Source organism: Panacibacter ginsenosidivorans (assembly GCF_007971225.1).
Classification (GTDB): domain Bacteria; phylum Bacteroidota; class Bacteroidia; order Chitinophagales; family Chitinophagaceae; genus Panacibacter; species Panacibacter ginsenosidivorans.
On the sequence record NZ_CP042435.1, the window covers coordinates 4,134,937 to 4,155,473 of the forward strand.

At 38.6% G+C, this 20,537-nt stretch carries 18 protein-coding genes; 14 read left to right on the top strand and 4 right to left on the bottom strand.

Features of this window, described 5'->3' with window-relative positions:
- Positions 1-62: 62 nt before the first annotated feature.
- A complete protein-coding gene (locus FRZ67_RS17355; protein WP_147191586.1) occupies positions 63-632 on the top strand; it encodes an L-threonylcarbamoyladenylate synthase in 570 nt (189 codons plus the stop codon).
- A 100-nt stretch (positions 633-732) separates the two neighbouring features.
- Here the strand turns inward: FRZ67_RS17355 and FRZ67_RS17360 are convergent, their stop codons facing one another.
- The 3 genes from FRZ67_RS17360 to FRZ67_RS17370 all read right to left on the bottom strand — a co-directional run bounded on the left by FRZ67_RS17360 (position 733) and on the right by FRZ67_RS17370 (position 5,014).
- On the bottom strand, positions 733-2,646 hold the full coding sequence (locus tag FRZ67_RS17360) for an OstA-like protein (protein WP_158638396.1): 1,914 nt from the start codon (positions 2,644-2,646) through the stop codon (positions 733-735).
- A 62-nt stretch (positions 2,647-2,708) separates the two neighbouring features.
- Positions 2,709-3,722, bottom strand: a complete 1,014-nt coding sequence (locus tag FRZ67_RS17365; protein WP_147191590.1) for an MlaD family protein — start codon at positions 3,720-3,722, stop codon at positions 2,709-2,711.
- Positions 3,723-4,093: 371 nt separating this feature from the next.
- Positions 4,094-5,014: an N-acetylmuramoyl-L-alanine amidase family protein gene (locus tag FRZ67_RS17370; protein WP_147191592.1), complete on the bottom strand. Its 921-nt coding sequence runs from the start codon at positions 5,012-5,014 to the stop codon at positions 4,094-4,096.
- A gap of 125 nt (positions 5,015-5,139) precedes the next feature.
- On the opposite strand from FRZ67_RS17370, the gene FRZ67_RS17375 reads away from it, so the two are divergent.
- The 3 genes from FRZ67_RS17375 to hisS all read left to right on the top strand — a co-directional run bounded on the left by FRZ67_RS17375 (position 5,140) and on the right by hisS (position 9,952).
- Positions 5,140-7,791, top strand: coding sequence for a putative LPS assembly protein LptD (locus tag FRZ67_RS17375; RefSeq protein ID WP_147191594.1), 2,652 nt, complete (start codon positions 5,140-5,142; stop codon positions 7,789-7,791).
- A 271-nt stretch (positions 7,792-8,062) separates the two neighbouring features.
- A complete protein-coding gene (locus tag FRZ67_RS17380) occupies positions 8,063-8,548 on the top strand; it encodes a low molecular weight protein-tyrosine-phosphatase (RefSeq protein ID WP_225975384.1) in 486 nt (161 codons plus the stop codon).
- Positions 8,549-8,587: 39 nt separating this feature from the next.
- A complete protein-coding gene (gene hisS, locus FRZ67_RS17385) occupies positions 8,588-9,952 on the top strand; it encodes a histidine--tRNA ligase (protein ID WP_147191597.1) in 1,365 nt (454 codons plus the stop codon).
- Between the two features lie 59 nt (positions 9,953-10,011).
- On the opposite strand, the gene FRZ67_RS17390 is transcribed toward hisS, so the two are convergent.
- Positions 10,012-11,208 carry a thiolase family protein gene (locus FRZ67_RS17390; RefSeq protein ID WP_147191599.1) on the bottom strand — a complete coding sequence of 399 codons (1,197 nt, stop codon included), beginning with the start codon at positions 11,206-11,208 and terminating at the stop codon, positions 10,012-10,014.
- Positions 11,209-11,771: 563 nt separating this feature from the next.
- Between FRZ67_RS17390 and FRZ67_RS17395 the strand changes: the two genes are divergently transcribed.
- The 10 genes from FRZ67_RS17395 to nuoF all read left to right on the top strand — a co-directional run bounded on the left by FRZ67_RS17395 (position 11,772) and on the right by nuoF (position 20,515).
- Positions 11,772-12,005, top strand: coding sequence for a hypothetical protein (locus tag FRZ67_RS17395; RefSeq protein WP_147191601.1), 234 nt, complete (start codon positions 11,772-11,774; stop codon positions 12,003-12,005).
- A 1-nt stretch (position 12,006) separates the two neighbouring features.
- Positions 12,007-12,930, top strand: a complete 924-nt coding sequence (locus FRZ67_RS17400; protein ID WP_147191603.1) for a PstS family phosphate ABC transporter substrate-binding protein — start codon at positions 12,007-12,009, stop codon at positions 12,928-12,930.
- A gap of 29 nt (positions 12,931-12,959) precedes the next feature.
- On the top strand, positions 12,960-14,669 hold the full coding sequence (locus FRZ67_RS17405) for a tetratricopeptide repeat protein (RefSeq protein ID WP_147191605.1): 1,710 nt from the start codon (positions 12,960-12,962) through the stop codon (positions 14,667-14,669).
- Positions 14,670-14,761: 92 nt separating this feature from the next.
- Positions 14,762-15,163 (top strand): NADH-quinone oxidoreductase subunit A, encoded by a 402-nt coding sequence (locus FRZ67_RS17410; protein ID WP_147191608.1) that lies wholly within the window; start codon positions 14,762-14,764, stop codon positions 15,161-15,163.
- A 121-nt stretch (positions 15,164-15,284) separates the two neighbouring features.
- Positions 15,285-15,875, top strand: a complete 591-nt coding sequence (locus tag FRZ67_RS17415; RefSeq protein WP_147191610.1) for an NADH-quinone oxidoreductase subunit B — start codon at positions 15,285-15,287, stop codon at positions 15,873-15,875.
- Positions 15,876-16,066: 191 nt separating this feature from the next.
- Positions 16,067-16,660, top strand: a complete 594-nt coding sequence (locus FRZ67_RS17420; RefSeq protein WP_147191612.1) for an NADH-quinone oxidoreductase subunit C — start codon at positions 16,067-16,069, stop codon at positions 16,658-16,660.
- 109 nt (positions 16,661-16,769) lie between these two features.
- A complete protein-coding gene (locus FRZ67_RS17425; RefSeq protein ID WP_147191614.1) occupies positions 16,770-18,005 on the top strand; it encodes an NADH-quinone oxidoreductase subunit D in 1,236 nt (411 codons plus the stop codon).
- Between the two features lie 68 nt (positions 18,006-18,073).
- On the top strand, positions 18,074-18,574 hold the full coding sequence (locus FRZ67_RS17430; RefSeq protein ID WP_147191616.1) for an NADH-quinone oxidoreductase subunit NuoE family protein: 501 nt from the start codon (positions 18,074-18,076) through the stop codon (positions 18,572-18,574).
- A 90-nt stretch (positions 18,575-18,664) separates the two neighbouring features.
- On the top strand, positions 18,665-19,069 hold the full coding sequence (locus FRZ67_RS17435) for a VOC family protein (protein ID WP_147191619.1): 405 nt from the start codon (positions 18,665-18,667) through the stop codon (positions 19,067-19,069).
- A 99-nt stretch (positions 19,070-19,168) separates the two neighbouring features.
- Positions 19,169-20,515: an NADH-quinone oxidoreductase subunit NuoF gene (gene nuoF / locus FRZ67_RS17440; protein ID WP_147191621.1), complete on the top strand. Its 1,347-nt coding sequence runs from the start codon at positions 19,169-19,171 to the stop codon at positions 20,513-20,515.
- Positions 20,516-20,537: the final 22 nt, after the last annotated feature.

The window sequence follows — 20,537 nt, forward strand, 5'->3', positions numbered from 1 at the left end:
TATGTTTATTAATGAAACAATAGTTTTTATGTTCACATTTCTAAAATCAGCACATTTGCATAATGACAGATTTCTCAAATGACATAGAGCAATGTCTTAAAGTATTACAGAAAGGCGGTATTATTTTATATCCTACAGATACTATTTGGGGCATTGGCTGCGATGCTACAAATGCAATAGCGGTAGATAAAATTATTACATTAAAACAGCGGCCTGCTGTTAAGAGTTTTGTTGTGTTGGTTGCAGCAGAAAAAGATGTGCTTCAATATACCGCAGCACCGGATCTTGCAGTATTTGATTACCTGCAATCAACAACAAAACCTACTACTGTTATTTATGAACATGCACTGGGGCTTGCAGAAAACGTTTTAGCAAATGATGGTTCAGTTGCCATAAGAATATGCAATGACGAATTTTGTAAACACCTTATCAAAAGATTTCGTAAGCCAATAGTTAGTACTTCTGCAAACATCAGTGGCGAACCTTCGCCTGAAAATTTTGCAGCAATAAATAAAATGCTTGTGCATGGTGCAGATTATGTGGTAAAATACAAACAGGATGATCTTTCAGCAGCAAAAGCTTCTTCAATCATTAAATGGGAAAATGGTAAAGTGGTAGTGATAAGGGAATAATATAATTCATATATGGCTGAACTGTTTTTGCTGCAACCTGTAAAAACAGTACAAGTGAGTGACACAACGATGCTCAATAGCAGCAATGCAGCTGGTATTATTAATTAGCAAACAATTCATATTTTGTTTTTGGCCTCAGGTCATCGAGCCACTTAAAACCACGCAATCTTAATTCATCATGATTTACCTGGCGCATGGGATAAGTAGTGCCAACAAGATTGCTGCGGAAAACAACTTTTTGCGGCTTCCGCTCTTCAAAATACATATCAATGATATCTGCTGTTGCTTTGTTTACACCAATAAACTTGTTGTCTTCATCCTGGGCATAATAAATACTTTCTGAATTGCCTTTTGCACGCATATAATCCATGTTGCCATTTTTAAAATAGCCATTGATGGTGCGCCCTCTTATTTGATTATAATAACCTGTACCCACTTTGTTTACCGTGAATGCATTTTCAAAAACATACAGGCGCGATGGCTTTTTGTTTTGTGTGAAGAGATAGATCGTATCACCGGTTACCTGGCTTTCTCTTGCCCACACAATAGGTTGTTTGAACAGGCGAAACGCAGAATCTTCACCGGAGTAAAATAAGCTATCACCTGCAGCCTGCAGGGAATCTGAGAAGATGCGCACATGATAATACGCTTCAAAAAAACGGTTGGTACTATCGTTTTTGTTTGCAGCAGTATCTTTTGGCGATAACTTGTTTTGCAGTGCCATATCTTTTTTTAGAAATGCCATTTTTACAAGCGCCGCAGAATCCATCGGCGGAGCAATTGTTGAATCAACAGATTTTACAGTTACAGTTGTATCCTTTTTTGTAAATGTATTTGCAGCAATGATTGCGGTATCGTTTACGGTATTTATTGTATCGGTTATTTTTACAGCCAGTTCTTTTCTTCCAGGTCTTTTTCGCTGTACAATTGCCGGCAGTGCAGATACAGTATCCTTTTTTTGCGCTATACTTTTAGTAATTACATCAGTATTATCTTCATCGGATGATGCGGTGTCTTTGATGGTGCTTATTGCTGTATCACTTGCCTGTTGCGCTTTTGATTCAATGATCACCGGAACATTCCTGTATTTCTTCAGATCTGAGAGGCGGGCAGAATACATAGTATCGGCTGCAATAAAAAGGGAATCTCCCTCTTCCTGCTCCAGTATCATTACCGGCTTTTCTGTGGCAAGAAATGAACTGTTTTTACGGTTGCTATTAAGATGGTTAGCAAAGATGGTTACTTTTTGTGCAGTGTCTCTATAGATAACTTTTCCTCTTGCTTCACCAAAACCTGTTGAGTCATCGCTGGCCATTTCATCTGCAACAATAAATGTTGCCCCGTCCTGTATCTCTGTGCGCTGGCCAAAATATGTCTTTTTATTTTTGGTATCGTAGTAACCATCTTTTGTTTTCACCACTTTGCGGCCGCTGTCGCTTGTTATAACAGTAGGAACAACGAAAGTTGAAATACCAGTATAAGTGTTGTATAGAAGGGTATCTGTTTTTATAGTGTATTCAGGATCTGTCAGCACTACATCTTTTTTAAAATAAACATCTCTTGTATCTTCATAATAAAAGCCTTCTTTGCTTGTTAATACAGTTTTGCCATTCACCACTTTGCCGCCGTCGTAATAATTACCAATATGTGTGTTAAGATCATAGTCAAGTTTGGAAGTAGTAAGTGTTCCTTTACCATCGGTTAAACTTACTTTGCCGGTAAGGGTTGCTTTTTTTTCTTTGCCCAGGTATTTAAGATAATCGGAATAAATATGCAGGCTGTCGTTATCATTGATATGCACTTTGCCAAAAGCCTCCAGTATATTGGATTTGGTGTTGATGGAGGCGCTGTCGCAATAGAACAATGTTTTCTCCTGCTGAACAGCAACATGGCCCACCAATATCTGGTATTCGTTCAGTGAATCAACTTTTTTATAGCTGATCTTATCTGCATGTAATATGTTGATCTGCTTTTTTGCAGTAGTATCTGTTATTCCGGGCTGCTGTGCATGCATGTATTTTACTGTGACGAGTAAAATAAAAAGAAGTAATATTTTTTTCAATCTTGCAAGCCCTCTCATTTCTTTTCAGGTGATGATGTGCTGTCTTTTAAAGGCTCTGTAAGATAATCGCCTTTGTCTTTTTTACCGAATACAGAAATATTTACATAACGTTTGGGATGCGCACGAAGATCATCCATTAATATATTAAGACTGCGCACTGTACTGTTAAGATTATTGTACATGTCTTTGCTGTTTACAAGTGCGCCAATCGTTCCGTCTGTAGAATTAACTTTAGCCATTACATTGTTTAATTTTTCAACGGCGCCTTTAAGACTATTGATAGCCCCATCAATATCTGCCTTAGAAAGATTTTCTGTGGTCTTATCAATATTGCTCAACATACTGCTGATCTTTTCGTTATTGCCCGCAAGATTTTTTGTAAAGCTGTCAAGGTTGTTTAATGAATGGCTTAATGCACCGGATTGATTGTTGAGTAAACTCTGCAGTGAAACAGCAGAAATAGCAATACTTGCGGTTGCTTTATTAAGGTTTGCCATTACACTCTGCAGGTTGCCTTTTGTATTAGGATCAAGCATAGTGTTGAAATTCTGCAACAATGAATCGAGTGACTTTAAAGTAAGTTGTAACTGGTCTGCAACCGGTGATAATTTATTAGAAATGTCTCCCAGCAATCCTGCAGATTCACGTGTCATAAGCGTATCATTGGGTTTTAAATAACTGGTGCTGCTGCCGGATTTAATGATAACAGCCGGTGACCCAAGTAATGATGCATTGATCTCTGCAATAGAATTATCAGGTATATTATAATCACCGTTTAATTTTATTTCAACCACCACAGCGGTAAGGTTATCATCTGCAGCATCAATGCCGGCAACAGAGCCTATCTGAAATCCATTAATGTACACAGCATTGGAAACCTTTAATTCTTTTGTATCGGTATATTTTGCATACAGGTAAGTACCTGTTTTAAAAAGGCTTTTTCCTTTCAGAAAATTGAAGCCCAATATTAAAAATGTGATGGCTATTGCAGTTAGTGCGCCGATCTTTGTTTCGTTGGATATTTTCACTTATTAGTAATTTTTTTTCAACTGTTCTTTTTGAATGTGTTTTTTATTTCTTGTGTACCCGGCTGTCTGAATGCTTATGAAGCTTTCGTTGCGTCGCACTCCTGTACTGTTGAATAGTTTGCAGCAATCAGCAGTCAGGTTTCAGTTAAAGACGCTTTGTGTTACTGAATACTGATACCTGATAGCTCATACCTGTTTCGAACGTACAAGTGAGTGACACAACAGCCGATGCCACAAAGAACTACTGCCGGACAAATAAAAATTATTACAGCTAACAATAAAATTAAGTGCAATAATTATAGCGGCAAAACTAATAGTTATGTGGCAGAGACGTAAAAAAGATTTGTAAAAATCAGGTTTACTATGTTAAACTATTTGTTAGGATTTTCAAGTGTATAACGATAACGTTGTACTGCCTGGGTTATGGCATCTGCAGTTTCCTGCTGGCCTTTATCGCTGTTGAGGTAATCTTCTTCTTCAGGATTGGTTATATAACCTGTTTCTACCAAAATGCTTGGCATGGCAACTGCCTGTAATACCCAAATGCCCACCTGGCGCTGCAATGCACCACGTACGGCGCGGCCGATATTTTCGAATTCTTCTTCCACCGTTAATGCAAGACTGGCACTGCGTTCAAAATATTGCTGGGTTTTAAGTGTATATAAAATTCTTTTCTCAGGAGAATCAGGATCGAAGTCGCCGATCTGTGAGCCAAGTGTACTATCGATATACAATGATTCGTTTTCACGCATGGCAAGTTCTTTATCATCATTTTTATGCACGGCCCATATATAAGTAGATGCGCCTTTTGCAGGGTTAGGTGTGGACCAGTAATGATAGGTAGGAACTTTGCGTGTTCTTTTTTTGCGGCTCTTGCCTTTGCCGGTATAATAGGTTTGCGTTTTGTAACCGGTGATCTCGCTATGTCTTATAGGATCCGCTGCATCGCAGTGAATAGATATGAAAAGATCTCCATTGGCATTATTCGCTTTGTCTGCCTTTATTCTTGGGTTATCGAAAACGTCGGTGGTCCTTGTCATTACAACATTTACATCCGGCATTGCAAGCTGTAGTGTTTGCTGCAGTTTAAGCGCTATCTTTAAAGTAAGATCTTTTTCTTTTGAATAACTGCCATCGGCACCACCGTCTTCGCCACCATGCCCCGCATCTACCACGATGGTTCTTAAACCCGGCTTTTGTAAATGGCTGGTACTACCGCTGCTGATCTTAAAAGATGATAATAAAAATGTACAACCGATAAGGATTACAAAAAGATTTTTTTTATTGAGCATAGTTACTGTTCGTTAAACTTGTTTCTTCACAAATCATTTATAGTTTAAAGCCCTATTTTTGTCCGACTCTTATGTTGAAACGTTGCAAAACTAATATAAAATACTTTTTATTCTTTATAACAGCTTTGCTGCTAACTGCAATAACGTTTATTACAGATGCTAAGTACAAATCTCCCGAACCTTTTTTCAAATTATTAACAGCCTGTACTGATACAACTATAAAAAATGATACTGTTATAAAGACTGCGAAAGATACAAGTATACACAATACAGGCGACAGTGCGACACTAAAAGATACTTCCGGTACAATAATAACAGTTGATACACTTAACTATTCAAAAGATTCCATTGATGCTCCAATAGATTATAGTGCAGAAGATTCCGGTGTGCTTATTATTAAAGACAAAAAATTTATGTTGTATGGCAAGGCCAAAGCAAAACATGCTGATATTGCCCTTGATGCAAATACCATTATTTACGACCAGGCCACACAGGTAATAACAGCTTATGGCGGAACAGATACTTCACTTGGCGCTTTAAATAAACCCAAACTTGTACAGGGTGAAACTGAATCGACGAGTGATACCATTGCTTTCAACATGAAGAACCAACGCGGTCTTACAAAAAACACCTACCTCAAAGAAGGCGAAATGTTTGTGGCGGCACAACGGTTTAAGAAAATAAGCAAGGATGAAGGTTTTGGTTACCGTACTACTTTTACTACCTGCAATCTTGATACACCACACTTCGATTTCAGGGCAAAGAAAATAAAGATCATCAATAATAAAATTGCTGTTTCGGGACCAGCCTATCCTGAGTTTGAAGGTGTGCCCATGCCCATAGCTATTCCTTTTGGTATTTTCCCATTAAACAGGGGAAGGCATTCAGGCCTGCTGCCACCACAGTTCGCATCAAGTCAGGATTTTGGCTTGGGCCTTGAAGGACTTGGTTACTACAAAGTACTTAGCGATAATTATGATGTTACCATACGTGGCAATATTTATTCTTATGGTGGCTGGAGTGTGAACATAACCCCGGATTATTATAAGCGCTATAAATATAAAGGCAACCTGAATCTTGCTATACAAAAGACCAAAATTTTAAATAGTTCTCCTTCTTCCAAAGAAGAGTTTACCACATCAAACAGTTTTTTTATAACGTGGACGCATTCCCGGGACCCTAAAGCAAGACCGGGAACTTCTTTTAGTGCCAGCGTAAGGGCGGGCAGTACCAAGTATAATCAGTATGTAACCAATAATAGTTATACTAATTTTCAGAACCAGTTAAGTTCATCTATCACATGGTCAAAAAACTGGAGCCAGGGAAAATATAATTTGAGTGTTTCAGCCAACCACGATCAGAATAATAATCTTGGTCTTGTAAACCTGCGCATACCTACCGTAAACTTTAGTGCTACCACTTTATATCCATTACAGCCTAAAGATTTTGTGGGCATACCTAAATGGTACCAGAAACTTGGTGTTTCTTACACTGGTACGGTGCTTAATCAAATGTCGTTTTATGATTCGGCTTTTAGTTTTAATAAACTCTTAGATACCGCACAATGGGGCGTGGAGCACAGGATCCCGATCTCGCTAACGCTACCTCCTTTAGGGCCCTTTACAGTAAGCCCAAGTATTTCCTATTCAGAAAGATGGTATGGGCAAATCTTGAATAAACGATGGGATGATAAAACAGATTCATTAATTACAACAATACAGCGCGGCTTTTATACAGCAAGAGAAGTGAGTTTCGGCATTTCTGCAAACACAAGGATCTTTGGAACATTCAACTTTCCCAAGTCTAAAGGAATAAAAGCTATACGCCACGAAGTAAAGCCTTTCATTTCTATGAGCTACAAGCCAGACCTGGTAAGCCAATATTATAAAACGGTTCAGATTGATTCCAGTGGTGAAAACTTTAGTACATATTCGGTGCTGCAGGGCGGTGTGCTGGGCACCTACAGTCAGGGCAAGTTTGGAGGTTTAAGTTTTGGTATTGATAACCTGCTTGAGATGAAAGTAAAAGACAAAAAAGATACATCTGCAAGCGCTACAAAAAAGATAAGGCTTATAGATGGATTGGGCGTTACAGGGGGCTATAATCTCATTGCAGATTCACTGAACTGGAGCCCTTTTAGTTTTAGCCTGCGCAGTACATTGTTTGATAAAATAAATATTACCGGCAGTGCATCAATGGACCCTTACGGCGTTGATACTTTTGGCCGCCGTGTAAATCGTTTATTATGGAAAGAAGGAAAGATAGGGCGCCTTACAAATGGAAGCCTTGCTATTTCCACTTCGCTAAAAAGTAAATCAAAAGACGGAAAGACAGATAAGGAGCGCATTCCTGTTGATGAGACACTTACACCCGATGAGCAATTGCAGCAGTTAGAATATGTGCGCAATAACCCTTCAGAGTTTGTGGATTTTGATATTCCATGGAATGTGTCACTCTCCTTTTCGTTAAGTTTTTACAGAACACTTTCACCTAACTTAAAAGATTATGTTACTTCTATCAGCAGTAATTTAAGTGTTAATGGAGACTTTAGTTTAACACCTAAATGGAAGATCGGGGGCAATACTTATTTCGATTTTAAAACAGCAAAGATACAGCAGCTTTCCATGTTCATTACAAGAGAAATGCATTGCTGGCAATTGGCTATAAACGTTACACCTGTTGGTTTATACCGGTCATTCAACATTACGCTCAATCCCAAATCAGGTATACTGAGAGATCTTCGCATCAATCGCTCAAGATTTTTTTACAGCCAATAATTTTTGTTGACAAGCAATTGCACTTGTGGCATCGCCGGTTGTGTCACTCACTTGTGCGTTCAGAACAGGTATAAGGTATCAGGCATCAGCATTCAGTAAAACAAAGCGTATTTAACTGAAACCTGGCTGTGCTGATTATTGAAACCTATTCATCAGTACAAGAGTGCGACGCAAGCAAAGCATCATAGCATTACAAAAGCCGGCTACATAAAAATAACTCAACACATAAACTACCAGCCGTGCTTTATCTTTGCGGCCGTAAATCAGGATCATGAAGATTTTAATGGTATGCCTGGGCAATATTTGTCGCAGCCCTTTGGCAGAAGGAATTTTGCAACACAAAGCAGATAAGGCCGGGCTTGACTGGAAAGTGGATAGTGCGGGTACTGCCCATTATCATATTGGTGAGGCGCCGCACATGCTTTCACAAAAAGTAGCAAAGATGAATGGCGTTGATATTTCATCGCAGCAATGCAGGCAATTCAAAAAAGAAGACATGCTTGCATTTGAAAAAATTTATGTGATGGACAGTGAGAATTACATCAATGTAAAACATATCAGCCGTGAGCTTTGGGACGAAAACAAAGTTGAGTTGTTACTAAATGAATTACATCCCGGCAGGAATATGAGTGTGCCTGATCCATGGTACGGTACAGAAGAAGGCTATCACAAAGTTTATAAAATGATCAGTGATGCATGTGAGGTGATCATTCAAAAATATGGCGCTTCTGTTACTAAAGGAAATGGGCAACATTAATTAAACATCAACCAAAATTTATCAGAGAATAGGTACAATATGAAACCATCATTACCACAAGGCACAAGAGATTTTGGCGCAGAAACGGTTCGCAAACGCAATTATATTTTCAATACTATAAAAAATGTTTTTGAACTATATGGGTTTCAACCGCTGGAAACACCAGCCATGGAAAACCTGGAAACATTAATGGGCAAGTATGGAGAAGAAGGCGATAAATTAATTTTTAAAATTTTAAACAACGGTCTTGATAATCCTTCCAAACATGAGCAGGCAAAAGTAGATTTCGAAAAAGTAATGGAAGGCAAAAACGTAAAAGGCATTACAGAAAGAGCATTGCGTTATGATCTTACCATTCCATTTGCACGGTATGTTGCGATGAATCATGGGCAGCTTAGTTTTCCATTTAAGCGTTACCAGATGCAGCCTGTTTGGCGTGCAGACAGGCCACAGAAAGGACGTTACAGGGAATTCTATCAGTGTGATGCGGATGTAGTTGGAAGCAATTCTTTACTAAATGAAGTAGAGCTTGCAAATATTTATGCAACTGTTTTCAAACAACTCGGTATTGATATTGAAATAAGAATTAACAATAGAAAGATACTCGCTGCACTTGCAGAAATATGTGGCGGTGCAGATAAGCTAACGGACATAACTGTTGCAATAGACAAGCTTGATAAAATTGGTTTGGATAAAGTAAAAGAAGAATTATTACAAAGAGGATTGAATGATAAACAGGTTAGTATTATTGAAAAGTACTTATCTATTGATGGAAGCAATGATGAAAAATTGCTTCAGTTAAAAACGTTAATTACTGAAAATGCAATAGGCCAAAAAGGAATAGAAGAGCTGGAGTTTATTTACAACTTCTGTAATCAACAACAATCAATCACCAACCTGCAATTTGATTTTACTTTAGCCCGTGGTCTTAACTATTACACAGGAACCATCTTCGAAATAAAAGCATTGAATGTACAGATGGGCAGCATTGGTGGTGGTGGCAGGTACGATGATCTTACCGGCTTATTCGACGTGCCCAATTTACCTGGTGTTGGTATCAGCTTTGGGGTTGACAGGATCTATGACGTAATGGAAGAATTAAAATTGTTTCCTGCAGAAGTGCAAACAGGCACACAGGTTTTATTCTTTAACCTTGGTGAAGCAGAATGTAAAAAAGCATTTGGGCTGATACAACAATTAAGAAGCAAAGGCATCAAATGTGAAATATACCATGAGCAATCAAAATTTGATAAGCAATTCAAATACGCAGAAAAGAAAAATATTCAATACGCTGTAATTATTGGTAGCAAAGAACTGGAAGAAAATACCTGTGTTATAAAAGATCTGAAGAAAGGAGAGCAGCAGATCATTAAACAAGAGATGATTGAACAATTTGAATTTTAATAAATGAAAGATGCCGCTTCTTAAAAGCGGCATCTTTCATTTGGTATGTATTGAATTAATTATTCCAGCCCTTCATATACAACCGCAGCACCCTGCCCAACACCAACGCACATCGTTGCCAAACCATATTTACTTTTTGATCTGTACATTTCGTGAATAAGTGTAGCAGATATTCTTACACCACTGCATCCTAATGGATGTCCCAATGCAATAGCACCGCCATTCACATTTACTTTAGCAGCATCAAGGTCGAGTTCTTTTACACAGGCAATCGACTGTGATGCAAATGCTTCATTCAATTCAATAAGGTCAAGATCGCCTGCTTTTAAACCTGCACGCTGCAAGGCTTTCCGTGAAGCAGGCACAGGCCCTATGCCCATGATCGCCGGGTCAACTCCTGCAACACCCATACTTATTACTCTTGCTATGGGCTGCAATCCAAATTGTTTTACTGCTTCTTCACTTGCTAATAACATGGCTGCAGCACCATCATTGATACCACTTGAATTACCGGCTGTTACTGTTCCGTCTTTTGCAAATGCAGGTTTTAAACCAGCAAGCTTTTCAAGAGAAGTTTCTCTTGGGTGTTCGTCCTGCGCAAACCAGGTTATGAGCCTGTCGTTGATCATCTCAACAGGAACAATTTCATCTTCCCATTTTTTTTCATTGAGCGCAGCAACATATTTCTGCTGACTTTGAAATGCAAATGCATCCTGCGCTTCACGGCTTATATTCCATTTCTTTGCTACATTCTCTGCTGTTTCACCCATGGAAAACGGGTGATACATTTCTGCCAAATGTTTATTGATAAAACGCCAGCCAATAGTAGTATCGAATGTTTCATTTTTGCGGCTCCATGCACCATCACTTTTTGCTGTTACAAATGGTGCTCTTGTCATACTTTCCACACCACCGGCAATGTATAGCATACCTTCTCCGCACATGATCGCTCTTGATGCATCCATCACGGCCTGCAGTCCACTTGCACACAAACGGTTTACTGTATTACCCGCAACGCTTACAGGCAAACCAGCCAGCAACGCGGCCATACGTGCAACATTGCGGTTATCTTCGCCGGCCTGGTTGGCATCTCCGGCAATAACATCTTCAATGGCATTTATGTCTATCGTATCGTTGCGGTTCATCAATGCTTTTATAGCATGCGCCAGCAGATCATCTGGTCTTATAGAACTTAGCTTTCCGCCATAGCGGCCAATAGGTGTTCTTACAGCATCAATTACATAAACTGGTCTCATATATTTTTCTTTCGCTGCGCAAGTTAATTGTTAGCGGTTCTATGTTTAATATTTTTTTTGTTCCGGTCTGCAAAATAAGCATGATGCTTTTGTTGCGTCGCAGTACGTTCATCTTTCTGTACACTATTAAGCAGGTAATAAAAGTTACTTGTAAGACTTTTATAATAATTAATATCCAAAACCTTGATTTCCTTTATGGATTTAATTGGCCATTGCATCTAAGGAGAAATGCAGTATCTTTTACTTATTAAAACGATGTTTATTTCCGTACGTTTCCTGCTTAATGATTGTATATGTTTTTAATGACAAAAGTATAAATGAATGTAAACAATGCGGCTGCTTAAACAGGGCAAGATAGCTTTATGCCGATGAAAAGGAAAACCCCGAAGTGTGCGACGCAACGAAAGCTTGATAGTAGTATTGCAGCCCGGTAAAAAACTACTAATCATAAGTATACAAGATGTTAAAATAAAAATGATTTTTATTTTCTGCAATTGATAACATTCGGAGATTGGTAATAATAAAAATTACTATATTGCCAACCCCGGACAAATTACTATTCAATGGAGAATGAATTCAGGGATAGGCAAAGAAGAAATTACAGTACCATGCGTACTGTGTATAATATAACGGTTGGCATATTTATTATCGGTATTGGTTTGCTGATGTTTTTCAATGATAAAGTAGGGCTTGATCTTTTTGAGCAGTATGATAAAATGATGATCTATGCTTTTGGTGGTTTATGTCTTTTATATGGCGGTTTCAGATTGTACAGGGGGCTAAAGAAGGAAGAATAGTATGAAAAAAAATAATAAAGTTATTGGCTGCATGCTTTTCTTTGCACTGCTCATAATAACAGCAGGTTGTGGTGATGATAATAAAAAATCAGCTTACGATACACCAAAGCAGGGAACCATCAATATAAGTGTTGATGAGAGTTTTGAGCCGGTAATCAGTGAACAGATAAAAGTGTATGAGTCTTCTTATCCGGAAACAAAAATCATTGCATCTTATAAATCGGAAGCTGATTGTTTCAGAGATTTAGGGAAAGACAGTACCAGGATGATCATTGTGGCAAAGGGGTTAACAAAAGAAGAAAAGCAGCTTTTTACAGATAAACTTTCTTACGCACCAAACTTTGATATTCTTGCTTATGATGCCGTAAGTGTTATCATTAATAAAGATGCGAAGGACAGTGTATTTACCCTGCAGCAGTTGCAGGACATGCTTAGTGGAAAAGATAGCTCTAAAAATGTGGTAGTGGATGGAAATAATGCCACGAGTACAGTTAGATTTTTGCTTGATTCTGTGTTACGTGGGAAAAGTTTTAGCAGTAAAGTAATGGCTGCAAACGGTAGTAAATCAGTAGTGGATTATGTTTCTAAGAATGCTGATGCTATTGGTTTCGTTGGCTCCAGTTGGGTTACCAACGACCAGGATCCTGAGCAGCTGGCCTACAGAGATAAAATAAGATTTGCTTTGCTTGAGTGTAGAAGAAACTGTGACAGCGGAAGTTTTGCAAAGCCATCGCAGGCTACTATAACATATGGACAATACCCTTTGGTACGTCCTTTGTATTATATACTAAAAGAAAATTCAACAGGATTGGGAACAGGATTTACAAATTACTTAAACCTGGAGAGAGGCCAGTTAGTTTTTAGAAGAAGTTTTCTTGTACCGGCTAAAATGTATTTTGGTTTAAGAAAAAGTAATGTAGAGTAAACATATAACACCAGTATAAAACGTAGAAAATGAAGAAAGCAACTTTAACACTATTCTCGGTTGTTCTTGCAACATCATTTACGATTGCACAAAGTTTGGATGAAGGCATAAAGTTTCTTTACTATGAGCGCACGAAAAGCGCAACAGAAACTTTAGAAAAGGTAGTCGCTTCAAATTCAAAAGATCCCAAAAGTATATATTGGCTTGGTCAGGCATATCTTGCCGCAGATGATATTGCCAAGGCAAAAGCACTTTACCAAAAAGCATTGACTGATGGTGTTAATGACCCCTGGATATGGGTGGGTATGGGACATGTAGAATTGCTGGAAGGCGGGGATAAAAATGCTGCCCGTCAACGTTTTGACCAGGCTATTACTGCTGTAACACCAACTAAAGGAAAGAATAAAGGCAATCCTGATCCCGATATTTTAAATGCAGTTGGGCGTGCAAACGCAGATGGAAGCAGCCAACAGGGAGATATTGCGTACGGTATAGAAAAATTGAAACAGGCGCAAGCGTTAAACACTACTGATCCTGACATTGATATAAATCTTGGTAAGAGTTATCTGAAAAAGGGCAGTGAAGGGGGTGGCCAGGCAGTAGAAGCATTTACGGATGCTACTGTCCGTAATCCCCAGTATGCAGCAGCTTATTTTCGTATTGGAAGAGTTTACCAAAGCCAGAATAATTTAGAATACATGAATGAATGGTATGGTAAAGCAATTGCTGCTGATCCAACTTATGCTCCTGTTTATCTTGCTTATTTTAATTACTACAAAGAAAGAGATGTTAATGCTGCAAAAGAATATTTGGATAAATATGTGGCAAATGCAGATAAAGATTGTGCTACTGAATATTTTGTTGCTGACTATTTATACCGTGCCGGTAAGAACCAGGAGTCAATAGCCAAGGCAAAAGAAATGGAAAATGGCGCTTGTAAAGATTATGCCAGGATTAATATCATTTATGCATATAATTATAATAAACTAGGAGACAACGCTTCCGCTGAAGAAGCTATAAAGAAATTTTTCAGTAATCCAAACCCTGGTAAAATTGATCCTTCCGATTATGTTATTGGCGCAACAATTTATTCAAAAGATAGTTTAATGCGCGATTCTGCAGTTGCATTACTTCAGAAGGCTTATGAAACTGATACGGTTCGGGCAAATAAACAAATGTATGTAGATAGTATTTCTGCAGTTTATAAAAGAGCGAAGAATTACCCCAAGAGATTGGAATGGGTGGCAAAAAGCTATGCAATGAGCGCCAATCCTACAAACAGAGATATCTATGATTATGGCGAAGCAGCATACTTTGCGCAGGATTGCCAGCTTGCAGATTCATTATTTAAATTATATCAACAAAAATTCCCTGATCAGATTTATGGCCCGTTGTGGCAATATAAAACGGCGCAAGCCTGCGATACATCTATGACTAATGGACTTATTGTAGCTCCGGCAATTAATTACATTAATTTTTTAAAGACGGATACAGTAAAATATAAGCCAACTCTTGTTCAGGTTAACGGTGTTCTTGCAGGTTATTATGCCAATACAAAGAAAGATGTTGATTCTGCAATATATTACTTGCAGCAAATACTTGTTTATGATCCAACAAATCCGGATGCTGCCAAGTATATTGATATTTTACAAAAATCAAAACAAAAGAAATCCGGCACGGCGAATGATAAAGAACCTGCCGATAAAACAAAATCAAAAACCGGTAGCGGTAAAAAATAAATCTAAAATATCTTTTATAAAAACTCCACTTTTCAAAGTGGAGTTTTTTTTTGCCAACCCTTGCCCTTATTTTTGCGGAGCAATTCAATATTATGAGTATTCCCCACATTTTATTAGATGCACAGGCTACAGGAACAACTTACGACTACTTACCCATCGCAATCCAACTGATATTTGCAGCAGGCTTTGTGGCTACTATGATGTTTCTTACGCATTTTTTTGGCCCTAAGCGTAAAACAACAGACAAACTGGCAACCTTTGCGAGTGGTATTTCTACTCATGGAGATGCACGTCAACCCATGGCTATCAAATATTTTCTCGTTGCTATTTTATTTGTACTATTCGATGTGGAAGTGATTTTCTTTTATCCTTATGCAGTTAACTTCAGAGGTTTGGGTTGGACAGGTTTTACAGAGATACTTTTATTTTTAGCATTTTTCCTGGTTGGCTTTATATATATAATCAAAAGAGGAGCGCTTAAATGGGAAGACTAATATCAAAGGTTTAATGCTCAAATTTGAAAATGCGTGAATAGAAAACATAAAGTGTTGTTGATTGTTAAAGAAATAAGGCATTTTCAAATTATGTAATTTTTCAACTTTTCAAATTGTATTTATGTCACGTCCTGTAAGGTTTAATATACATCCAAAAGAAGCCAATCTCAACGATACAGTCGCTATCGCAGATATGCCCGAAGGCCACCAGGGCGAGGGTTTCTTTGCAACCAAATTTGAAAGCGTGGTAGGTTTGGCAAGAAAAAATTCTCTATGGCCTTTACCTTTTGCAACTTCCTGCTGTGGTATCGAATTCATGGCAACTATGGGTTCACATTATGATCTTTCCCGCTTTGGTTCAGAACGTTTGGGTTTTACACCACGCCAGTGCGATTTGCTGATGGTAATGGGTACCATCGCAAAAAAAATGGCGCCGGTTTTAAGACAGGTTTACCTTCAGATGGCAGAGCCACGTTGGGTTTTAGCGGTTGGTGCGTGTGCATCTTCCGGTGGTATTTTTGATTCTTATAGTGTGCTGCAGGGTATTGACCAGGTTATTCCTGTAGATGTGTATGTGCCCGGTTGCCCTCCAAGACCTGAAGCAATTCTCGATGGTTTTATACGCATACAGGAATTAGTGCATAATGAAAGTTTGCGCCGCAGAAACAGCGAGCATTACAAAGCTTTATTGAATAGTTACGGAATACAATAGTAATGTGCGAATTTGCAAATGTGCTGATGTACAAATGATAGGTTTAATACCGGCAACAGAATATATGGCATCTTCGTTGCGTCGCAATCCTTTCAACTGAAGATTAAATATTAAGCTTTAGTTGAAAAATAAAAATGTTTTGAAAATATCATCTATACAAATAATATAAAGCCCCTTTAGGGGTTTGGGGTATGAGCTTAACAAACGACATTATCAAAGAGAAACTAATAGAAAAGTTTGGCGACCAACTAACCAACTTTGAAGAACCTTATGGCATGCTTACTTTCGAAGCGCCAAAGGAAATGAACCTTAAAGTAATGCAGTTCCTGTTTGATGATGAAACACTTCGCTTTCAATTTTTAACTGATCTTACAGCGGTACATTATCCAAATCAAAAAGGAAGGGAATTGGCAGTTGTTTATCACCTGCACAATCTTGTAGATAATATTCGTTTGCGTTTGAAGGTATTTACAGATATCAATAAGCCCGATATTTTTACGGCAACCAAATTATATTCATCAGCAAACTGGATGGAAAGAGAAACATATGATTTCTATGGAATTAATTTTGTTGGTCATCCCAACCTGAAAAGAATTTTGAATGTGGATGAAATGGATTACTTTCCTATGCGCAAAGAATACCCATTAGAAGATCAAACGAGAATTGATAAAGATGATGAAATGTTTGGTCGCGGTGGAACATTTGGATTTGGAACGGAAAGGAATAAAACAGGTGAAACAATGGCAGAAGAAGATAAAGGTAATGTTGGCGATAAAATAGTGTAATGTGCTATTTATTTTTGCGCAAAGAATAAAGCGTACAAGTGAGTGACACAACAGAAGTCAAATAGTAATTCAAAAGTTAAGTACATAAAAATAAAAATATAAGACAGTAATGTCTGATCAACTTACAGCACATCACGTAAAACTCCCCGATGGTTCCATCGAGAAACAGACAACCACGCTGAATCTTGGACCAACACATCCTGCTACACACGGAGTTTTCCAGAATATTATTGAGGTAGATGGTGAGCGCATTGTTTCTGCAGAACAAACAGTGGGCTATATACATCGTGCGTTTGAAAAAATTGCTGAGCGCAGGCCTTTATACCAGATCACACCATTGACAGATCGTTTGAATTATTGCAGTTCGCCGATCAATAATATGGGCTGGCATTTAACCTGCGAAAAACTACTGAAGGTTAAAACACCGAAACGTGTAGACTACTTGCGTGTATTAATTATGGAGTTGGCACGTGTTGCAGATCATTTGATTTGTAATTCGATTGTTGGTGTGGATGCAGGTGCTTTGTCTGTATTCCTTTATGTTATGCAGTACCGCGAACTGATCTATGAGATATATGAAGAAGTCTGCGGCTCCCGTCTTACAACAAACATTGGGCGTATTGGTGGGTTTGAAAGAAATTTTACCAACACTGCATTTACAAAACTGGAAAAGTTCTTAGACGAATATCCAAAGGTGTTGAAAGAGTTTGAAAACCTTTTAACACGCAACCGCGTCTTTATGGATCGCACAATTGGTGCGGGTCCTATCAGTGCAGAACGTGCATTGAATTATGGTTTTACTGGTCCAAACTTAAGAGCTGCCGGTGTTGATTATGATGTTCGTGTACATAGTCCTTACAGCAGTTATGAAGATTTTACTTTCGATATTCCAGTTGGCAAAACCGGCGATACGTATGATCGTTTTTTAGTACGTAACCTGGAGATGTGGGAAAGCATGAAGATCATTACACAGGCTTATCAAAAGATACAGGAGTTTAAAGGTGCTGAAGCAGAAGTGTACCATGCAGATATTCCTGAATATTATTTGCCCGATAAGAAAGACGTGTACACAAAAATGGAAGCTTTGATCTATCATTTCAAGATCATCATGGGTGAGACAGAAATTCCACCGGGAGAAGTATACCATAGTGTTGAAGGTGCAAACGGAGAGCTCGGTTTTTATTTAATTAGTGATGGTGGCAGAGCTCCATACAGACTGCATTTCAGAAGACCATGCTTTATTTATTACCAGGCATTTTCTGAAATGACAAAGGGAAGCATGCTTAGTGATGCTATCTTAACTATGAGTAGTCTGAATTTGATAGCAGGAGAGATGGACGCATAAAAATTCTAAATTAAAAAGTAAAAATTCAAAACACTTTTTTTGACTTTTTACTTTTGACTTTTACTTATATGGCACAGTTTTCAGAAACGCAGATGACAGAATTTAACAGGCTTGTTGCCCGTTATCCTGAAGGCAAGCAAAAAAGTGCGTTGCTTCCGGTGTTGCATTTGGCGCAGGAAAGTTTTGGTGGCTGGCTAAGTTCAGAAACTATGGACTATGTAGCTGAACTTTTAAAGATCGAGCCGATTGAAGTTTACGAGGTGGCTACATTTTACAGCATGTACAATTTAAAACCTGTTGGTAAATATATGTTCGAAGTTTGCCAGACTGGTCCTTGCATGTTGCGTGGAAGCGATGATATTATTGGATACATCGGTCAAACGCTGGGCATTAAACCTGGTGAGACAACTACCGATGGAATGTTTACATTGAAAACGGTGGAATGCCTTGGTGCATGCGGTTATGCGCCCATGATGCAGCTTGGGAAAAATTATCGTGAGCATCTTACAAAAGAAAAAGTAGATTCAATTATAGAAGAGTGCAGAAGAAATGCAGCGGCAAATAATTAGGAGCCGGGCAGCATTGCTGCTATGTAGCTTTTGTTGCGTCGCACTCTTGTACGTTTAGTTCTTTGTTCAACATATTTCAAACTTGCTATTATGAAAATGAATCCTTATTTAATTTTTGAAGGCAATGCTGAAGAAGTATTGAATTTTTATAAAGATGCATTGGGTGGAGTAATATTGATGTTGAGTCGTTATGGAGATAGTCCTGAAAAAACTGATGAAGAGTGGAAGCATAAGATCATACATTCGAGATTGCAATTTGGTGATAATCTGTTGATGATCTCCGATGGTTTCAAGGGTTATAAAACAGAGGGCAAGGGAAATATACAACTGAGTGTGGAAATGGATAGTGAGGAACAGTTACATGAAGTGTTTAATAAAATGAGTGAGGGTGGAAATGTAAAAATGCCTGTGGCAAAACAATTCTGGGGTGCTCATTTTGGAATGTTGACAGATAAGTTCGGTGTTGATTGGATGTTCAACTATTCGCTTGGATAAAAGATGAATAAAGTTGTTACAGTACAAGTGAGTGACACAAGGAACGATGAGTAAAGATTATAAGTTGGCTGATAAAATTCTTTTTAGGAGTTAGGGCTTATGAAATTATTATTAGAGAAGGATCATGTAGAAGGCATTCGTTACTACGATACTTACCGCCGCGAAGGTGGTTATCGCAGCGTGGAAAAAGCTTTGAAAACAATGAGCCCTGAAGCCATTGTGGAAGAAGTGAAGAAGAGCGGTTTGCGTGGTCGTGGTGGTGCTGGTTTTCCAACAGGTATGAAATGGAGTTTTATCGCAAAACCTGAAGGTGTTCCTCGTCACCTTGTTTGTAATGCGGATGAAAGCGAGCCGGGTACTTTTAAAGACAGGTATTTGATGGAATTCATTCCGCATTTGCTGATTGAAGGTTTGATTGTTTCCTCTTTTGCGCTGGGCAGCAATGCAACATATATTTATATCCGTGGCGAATACGCATGGATTGTTGATATACTTGAACAGGCAATCACAGAAGCAAAGAATAATGGATGGCTTGGTAAAAATATTTTAGGTACAGGTTTCGATTGTGAGATTTATGTGCAGCGTGGTGCAGGCGCTTATATCTGCGGAGAAGAAACTGCGTTGATAGAATCTTTGGAAGGTAAACGTGGTAACCCAAGAATTAAACCGCCGTTTCCGGCTATCAAAGGTGTGTGGGACAGACCAACTGTGGTGAACAATGTTGAGACACTTGCTGCAGTTGTTCCAATCATTAACATGGGCGGTGAAGAATATGCGAAGATCGGTGTTGGCAAATCAACTGGCACAAAGCTTATCTCTGCATGTGGTAATTTAAACAAGCCCGGCGTCTATGAAATTGACATGACCATTTCTGTAGAAGAATTTATTTATTCTGATAAATATTGTGGTGGTATTCCAAATGGCAAGAAGCTGAAAGCTTGTATTCCTGGTGGATCATCCGTTCCAATTCTTCCTGCCAATCTTTTGCTCAAAACTGCAAAAGGTGAACAACGCATGATGAACTATGAAAGCTTAAGTGACGGCGGTTTTGCAACAGGTAGTATGATGGGTTCCGGCGGTTTTATTGTGCTGGATGAAGACCAGTGTGTGGTGCGTCATACATTAACGCTTGCAAGATTTTATCGTCATGAAAGTTGCGGACAATGTTCTCCTTGCCGCGAGGGTACTGGTTGGATGGAAAAGATTCTGCACAATATTGAATATGGCAAAGGCAAGATGACGGATGTAGATTTACTTTGGGATATTCAAAGAAAAATAGAAGGCAATACCATTTGTCCATTGGGTGATGCCGCAGCGTGGCCCGTTGCAGCGGCAATCCGGCATTTCAGAGATGAGTTTGAATGGCATATTTTAAATCCTGAAGAAAGTCAGAAAAGGAATTATGGAATTGCGCACTATGCAGATGAGCGTGCTGTTGCGGTGTAGATTTTTTATGTACTTAGCAACA